At 73.0% G+C, this 6,597-nt stretch carries 7 protein-coding genes and 1 pseudogene; 4 read left to right on the plus strand and 4 right to left on the minus strand.

Going from position 1 to position 6,597, the window contains the following annotated elements:
• The 3 genes from AB0E96_RS36565 to AB0E96_RS36575 form a co-directional block, all read right to left on the minus strand.
• The coding region (locus AB0E96_RS36565; RefSeq protein ID WP_359830406.1) for an NYN domain-containing protein at positions 1 to 671 on the minus strand (671 nt) is incomplete at its 3' end.
• 310 nt (positions 672 to 981) lie between these two features.
• Positions 982 to 2,010, minus strand: a complete 1,029-nt coding sequence (locus AB0E96_RS36570) for an aspartate-semialdehyde dehydrogenase (protein WP_359830409.1) — start codon at positions 2,008 to 2,010, stop codon at positions 982 to 984.
• Positions 2,011 to 2,113: 103 nt separating this feature from the next.
• Entirely contained in the window at positions 2,114 to 3,001 is an 888-nt protein-coding gene (locus AB0E96_RS36575) for a dihydrodipicolinate synthase family protein (RefSeq protein ID WP_359830412.1), read from the minus strand.
• 106 nt (positions 3,002 to 3,107) lie between these two features.
• Between AB0E96_RS36575 and AB0E96_RS36580 the strand changes: the two are divergent.
• The 4 genes and pseudogenes from AB0E96_RS36580 to obgE all read left to right on the plus strand — a co-directional run.
• A pseudogene (locus AB0E96_RS36580) lies at positions 3,108 to 3,542 on the plus strand (LysR family transcriptional regulator); the annotation flags it as partial.
• Between the two features lie 162 nt (positions 3,543 to 3,704).
• Positions 3,705 to 4,022 carry a 50S ribosomal protein L21 gene (gene rplU, locus AB0E96_RS36585; protein WP_045696828.1) on the plus strand — a complete coding sequence of 106 codons (318 nt, stop codon included), beginning with the start codon at positions 3,705 to 3,707 and terminating at the stop codon, positions 4,020 to 4,022.
• A gap of 14 nt (positions 4,023 to 4,036) precedes the next feature.
• Positions 4,037 to 4,294 carry a 50S ribosomal protein L27 gene (gene rpmA / locus AB0E96_RS36590; RefSeq protein ID WP_030058248.1) on the plus strand — a complete coding sequence of 86 codons (258 nt, stop codon included), beginning with the start codon at positions 4,037 to 4,039 and terminating at the stop codon, positions 4,292 to 4,294.
• Between the two features lie 158 nt (positions 4,295 to 4,452).
• Entirely contained in the window at positions 4,453 to 5,931 is a 1,479-nt protein-coding gene (gene obgE, locus AB0E96_RS36595) for a GTPase ObgE (RefSeq protein WP_359830415.1), read from the plus strand.
• Between the two features lie 74 nt (positions 5,932 to 6,005).
• On the opposite strand, the gene AB0E96_RS36600 is transcribed toward obgE, so the two are convergent.
• The coding region (locus AB0E96_RS36600) for a hypothetical protein (protein ID WP_359830417.1) at positions 6,006 to 6,597 on the minus strand (592 nt) is incomplete at its 5' end.

Consider the following 6,597-nt stretch of genomic DNA (forward strand, 5'->3'; position numbering starts at 1 on the left):
GCCGCCGGTCGGACCGCCGGCGGCACCACGGTGGGCAGCGCGGCGGGCGGGGCGGCCGGCGGGGCGGAGAGGATCTTGGCGATCTCCTGCCGGGCGCCGGGAGCCGGGTACACGCTGGAGTGCTCCCGCAGCGAGAAGGACCCCTCGATCCACTCGCGGTCCAGCACCCGCCGCTCGTCCGCCTCGCCGACCAGGTCCTCGGACTGGTTGAAGTCACCGTCGGCGGCCTGCAGGGCCCACAGGTGGACGGCCACCCCGTGTTCCTTGGCGGTCATCATGCCGGGCAGCAGGTCCCCGTCGCCGGTGATCAGCACGACGTCGGCGCAGGCCCGGTTGCGGGCGAGCTCGGAGAGTTCGGCGTGCATCGCGGCGTCCACGCCCTTCTGCACCCAGCGCCCCTCGGCCCGGGTGAGCGCACCGAGCCGCACGGTGACCCTGGGCAGCACCCGCAGCCGCCGGTGCTCGGGCATCGGGCGCCGGTCGGGGGCGGCGTCGAACCAGTAGATCCGCAGCAGCGGCAGTCCGGTCTCGGCCTCGGCGCGCTCGCGCAGCGCGGCGATCAGGGCCGTGTGGTCGACGGTGACCTTGGAGCGGGACGGATCCCCCGCGAGCAGGCTGGCGGCGGCGCCCACCAGGTATCCGGCGTCCACCAGGACGACACAGCGGTCCATCGCGCACCTCTTTTCGCTCGCCCTCGGAGTCGGTCGGGTCGGTCGGTTCGGGAGTGGGCGGTCGGCCCGTCGTCCGGGCGTGCCGAGGTGAGGGGCCCCCGTCGCCGCCCGATCGTTGGGTCACCTTTTACCCGCGGTTCGCCTGCCGAACCTCGCCGGTTGTCCCGGTACCGCAACAGCCGTACCGGCGCGGAGCGGGGGAAAGCGAAGGCGGGCCCCGTACAACGACGGGGCCCGCCTCAGGTCACGCGGGGAGGGTGTTCCGGCCGGTGGACGCCCCGTGCCGCCGGGGCCGCCGGGGGCTCCGTACTCAGCCCTTGAGCTCGGCGGCGACCAGCTCGGCCAGCTGGACGGCGTTCAGCGCGGCGCCCTTGCGCAGGTTGTCGTTCGAGACGAACAGCGACAGGCCGTTGTCGACCGTCTCGTCCGCCCGGATGCGCCCGACGTAGCTCGGGTCCCGGCCGGCGGCCTGGAGCGGGGTGGGGATCTCGGACAGCTCGACGCCGGGGGCGGCGCCGAGCAGCTCGGCGGCGCGCTCGGGGCTGATCGGACGCTCGAAGCGGGCGTTGATCTGCAGCGAGTGGCCGGAGAAGACCGGGACGCGCACGCAGGTACCGGCGACCTTCAGGTCCGGGATGCCGAGGATCTTGCGGCTCTCGTGGCGGAGCTTCTGCTCCTCGTCGGTCTCGTTGGAGCCGTCGTCCACGAGGGAGCCGGCCAGCGGCACCACGTTGAAGGCGATCGGACGCCGGTAGACCTTGGGCTCCGGGAACTCGACGGCGCCGCCGTCGTGGGCGAGCGCGGCGGCGCCGTCCACGACCTTGGCGGCCTGGTCCTGGAGCTCGGCGACGCCGGCCACACCGCTGCCGGAGACGGCCTGGTAGGTGGAGACGACGAGCGCGGCCAGGCCGGCCTCCTCGTGCAGCGGGCGCAGCACGGGCATGGCGGCCATGGTGGTGCAGTTCGGGTTGGCGACGATGCCCTTGGGGCGGTCGGCGACGGCCTCCGGGTTGACCTCGGAGACGACCAGCGGGACCTCGGGGTCGCGGCGCCAGGCGGAGGAGTTGTCGATCACGACGGCACCGGCCGCGGCGACCTTGGGGGCCAGGGCCTTGGAGGTCGAGCCGCCGGCCGAGAAGATCACGATGTCCAGGCCGGTGTAGTCGGCCGTGGCCGCGTCCTCGACGGTGACCTCGGTGCCCTGCCAGGGCAGCGTGCGCCCGGCCGAGCGGGCCGAGGCGAACAGCCGCAGCTGCTTCACCGGGAAGTTCCGCTCCGCGAGGATCTCGCGGACCACGCCGCCGACCTGGCCGGTGGCGCCGACAATACCGATCTTCATCTCCGACTACTCCTCTGAATCGTGCTGTTCACGGCCGCACTCTGTCCATCATGCCTTGTCACAGGGGTCGGACGGCCCGGCGTTCCACGCTGTGAGAGCGCCGCTACTGGTCCAGACCACTGGCGAGAGCCAGCGCGGCACGGACCTCCTCCGCACCGGCCGGCAGCAGCGGCAGCCGCACGTCCGGGGTCGGGATGCGGCCCTGGGCGTGCAGCACGCCCTTGGTCACCGACGGGTTCGGCGCCGTGAAGGCCGACAGCGCCAGCCCGGTCAGCCGGTGCCCGAGCTCCCGCGCCCGCGCCACGTCCCCGGCCCGCCAGGCCTCGACCAGCTCGACGAAGCGGGCGGTCGCCAGGTGGGCGGAGGCGAGGATGCCGCCGGCCGCGCCGAGCGCCAGCATCGGCGAGAGGTAGGCGTCCTCGCCGGTGAGGAAGGCGAACCCCTCGGGGGCGTCGGCGAGCAGCTCGACGGCGGTCTGGTCCAGCCCGCCCGTCGCGTACTTGACGCCCACCACGCCCTCGATCGCGGCGAGTTCGCGCAGCGCGGCGGTGGAGAGCTGCTGCCCGGTGCGGTACGGGATGTGGTAGACGACCAGCGGCAGCGGGCTGCTCGCGGCGAGGGCCCGGAAGTGCGCGACCGTCCCCGCCTCGCCGGCCCGGACGAAGGACGGCGTGGTGACCAGCGCCGCCGCCCGGGGCACCCGCGCGCCGAGCGCGGCCAGCGCCTCGCCGACGGTCCGGGTGTCGCCGCCGGAGGCGCCGACGGTCAGCTGTGCCCCGCGCTCGGCGCAGGCGGCCGCGGCGACGTCGACCACCGCGTCCCGCTCCCCGGCGGTCAGCGCGGCCGGCTCGCCGGTGGTGCCGAGGGCGACCAGCCCGGCCGCCCCGGCGTCCAGGACCTCGTGCGCGAGCTTCTCCAGCGCGTCGAGCGCGACGGAGCCGTCGGCGGCGAACGGGGTGATCAGGGGGACGTGGATGCCCGTGAGTTCCATGTCCCCGATCCTGCGCCCCTCCGATCACCCAGGTCCAGTTCACATTTCCGACGCTTCTCGTAAGCGCAGCCGATGCTCGGTCGGCCGGTTGGACTACATTGGACCGATGCTGGACGTCCGACGCCTGCGCCTGCTGCGCGAACTCGCCCACCTCGGCACCATCGCGGCCGTCGCCGAGGCGCTCTCCTTCAGCCCCTCGGCGGTGTCCCAGCAGCTGTCCGTCCTGGAGAAGGAGGCGGGCGTCCCGCTGCTGGAGCGCACCGGGCGGCGGGTCACCCTCACTCCGGCCGGGCGCGGCCTCGTCCGGCACGCCGAGGCGGTGCTCGCCCTGCTGGAGCAGGCGGGCGCCGAACTCGCCCACACCAAGCGGGGGTTGGCCGGCCCGCTGCGGATCGGCACCTACCCCTCGGCGGCCCGGGCGATCATCCCCGCGGTGCTCGCCGAGCTGGCCGGCTGGCACCCGGGACTGGAGCCGATGGTCACCGAGGTGGACCCGGCGGCCGTCGGCGCGGCCCTGCGGGCGGGCGAGCTGGACGTGGCGCTGGTGCACGAGATGACCATCGGCGTGTCTACGCCATGCTCCCGAGCACATCACCTTCCCGAGGTCACCGCGTTCGCGCGGAGGGCCGGGGAGAGGCTCCTGTGTCCGTACCCAGGTGGCTGGCGTCGGGGGTTCCGACCGAGCAAGGAAAGCAGGTACCGCATGTACGCGATCGTTCGCGCAGGCGGCCGCCAGCACAAGGTCGCCGTGGGCGACGTGCTGGAGATCGACCGTATCGAGGCCAAGCCGGGTGACTCGGTCGAGCTCTCGACCATCCTCGTCGTCGACGGTGACGCTGTCACCTCCGACCCGTGGGTCCTGGCCGGCGTGAAGGCTCACGCCGAGGTGGTCGACCAGACCAAGGGTGACAAGATCGTCATCCTGCGTTACAAGAACAAGACCGGCTACCGCCGCCGTCAGGGTCACCGTCAGCAGCACACCGCGGTGCGCATCACCAGCATCGACTCGGTCAGCAAGTAAGGGGATAGCGAAAAATGGCACACAAGAAGGGCGCAAGCTCTACTCGTAACGGCCGTGACTCGAACGCCCAGCGCCTCGGCGTGAAGCGCTTCGGCGGCCAGGTCGTCTCCGCCGGCGAGATCCTCGTCCGCCAGCGCGGCACCCACTTCCACCCGGGTGCCGGTGTCGGCCGCGGTGGCGACGACACCCTGTTCGCGCTGACCGCCGGTGCGGTGCAGTTCGGCAACCGTCGCGGCCGCAAGGTCGTCAACATCGTGGCCGTCGAGGCCTGAGTCCCCGCGGACTCCCGGGTCTGAACAGACCCACCGGGTCCGAGAGGACTCACCGGGTCTGAGAAGACTCACAGTGAAGGGTGGGCCGGAATTATCCGGTCCACCCTTCACGCTTTACGCAGGCAGCAAGCAGACTCTCGCGCACTGGAGGCACACCCATGACCACCTTCGTGGACCGCGTCGAACTTCATGTCGCCGCGGGTAACGGGGGCCACGGCTGCGCCTCCGTGCACCGCGAGAAGTTCAAGCCGCTCGGCGGCCCGGACGGCGGCAACGGCGGTGAGGGCGGCAGCGTCATCCTCACCGTGGACTCGCAGGTCACCACCCTGCTGGAGTACCACCACTCGCCCAAGCGCAAGGCCACCAACGGCAAGCCGGGCGCGGGCGGCAACCGCACCGGCGCGGAGGGCGAGGACCTCGTCCTGCTGGTGCCGGACGGCACCGTGGTGCTGGACCGCAAGGGCAACGTGCTGGCCGACCTGGTCGGTCACGGCACCAGCTTCGTCGCCGCCCAGGGCGGCCGCGGCGGCCTCGGCAACGCCGCGCTGGCCTCGGCCCGCCGCAAGGCGCCCGGCTTCGCGCTGCTCGGCGAGCCCGGCGAGGCCCGTGACATCGTCATGGAGCTCAAGTCCGTCGCCGACGTGGCCCTGGTCGGCTACCCGAGCGCCGGCAAGTCCTCGCTGATCTCGGTGCTCTCCGCCGCCAAGCCGAAGATCGCGGACTACCCGTTCACCACCCTGATCCCCAACCTGGGCGTGGTCACCGCGGGCGACATCGTCTACACCATCGCCGACGTGCCCGGCCTGATCCCGGGCGCCAGCCAGGGCCGCGGCCTCGGCCTGGAGTTCCTGCGGCACGTGGAGCGCTGCTCGGTGCTGGTGCACGTGCTGGACTGCGCCACCCTGGAGCCCGGCCGTGACCCGCTGACCGACCTGGAGACCATCGAGGCCGAGCTCGCCGAGTACGGCGGCCTGGAGGACCGTCCGCGCCTGGTCGCGCTCAACAAGGTGGACGTCCCGGACGGCCAGGACATCGCCGACCTGACCCGCGCCTCCCTGGAGGAGCGCGGCTACCGGGTGTTCGAGGTCTCCGCCGCCTCCCGCAAGGGCCTGCGCGAGCTGAGCTTCGCGATGGCCGGGATCGTCTCCGAGGCGCGCGCCGCCAAGCCGGCCGAGGAGTCCACCCGGATCGTGCTGCGCCCCAAGGCCGTCGACGACGCGGGCTTCACCATCACCGAGGAGGACGGCGCGTACCACATCCGCGGCGTCAAGCCGGAGCGCTGGGTCCGCCAGACCGACTTCAGCAACGACGAGGCCGTCGGCTACCTCGCCGACCGGCTGGCCCGCCTCGGCATCGAGCAGGAGCTGTGGAAGATCGGGGCCCACGAGGGCGACACCGTCATCATCGGCCCCGAGGAGAACGCCGTCGTCTTCGACTGGGAGCCGACCATGGCCGCCGGTGCCGAGATGCTCGGCCGCCGCGGTGAGGACCACCGCTTCGAGAGCCCGCGCCCGGCGGTCGACCGCCGCCGCGAGAAGCAGAAGGGCCGGGACGCGGCCGAGGCCGAGTTCCTCGCCTTCGAGGCGCTCTCCAGCAGCCGCCCGGCCGCCATCGAGGGCGACGACGAGGACCACTGACCGGTCCGGGCCGGACGGCCCCCGTCACCCTCCGGGGTGGCGGGGGCCGTCCGCGTTTCCGCGGTGACGGGGCGTCACTTGGTCCAGGAGGCCTGGAGCTTCAGCGGGTCGGTCAGGTCGGTGTAGCCGACCGCGGCCGGGGTGTTGCCCGGGATGGTGATGATGGTGCAGCCCTTGGCCTCGGCGCCCTTGGCCACGCCCTGGAACTTCGCGCTGGTGCACTTGGGCAGCGGGGTGGCGGCGGTCATGACGTTGAGCCCCTTCTTGCCGGCGGTGTCGAAGAGGACGAACTTCGAGTCCGGGGCGGTGAAGGAGAGGCTGGCGTCCCCGAGGTTCTTGATGGTGTAGCTGACGTACACCGGGGTGCGGCCCTCCAGGCCGACGATGCTGATCTTGGCGGCGGTGAAGTCCTGCACCGAACCGACCTCGACGCCGGTGACGGTGATGTCCAGCTTGGTGGTGACCTTGGAGGTCTTGTCGGCGAAGTCCACGGTGGCGCTCTGGCCGACCTTCACGCTGGTGGCGGCCGCCGGGACGGATCCGGCACCGGCCCCGCCGTCCGCGGCGCCGGCCGTGCCGGCGCCCCCGGTGCCGCCGGTCGCCGCGCCCGACGGGGCGGTGGTCGAACCGCCGGCCGCACCGCCGGCGGTGGCTCCCGGGGTCGCG

Origin of the sequence: Kitasatospora sp. NPDC036755 (genome assembly GCF_040636595.1) — a bacterium.
In the GTDB taxonomy this organism is placed as follows: domain Bacteria; phylum Actinomycetota; class Actinomycetes; order Streptomycetales; family Streptomycetaceae; genus Kitasatospora.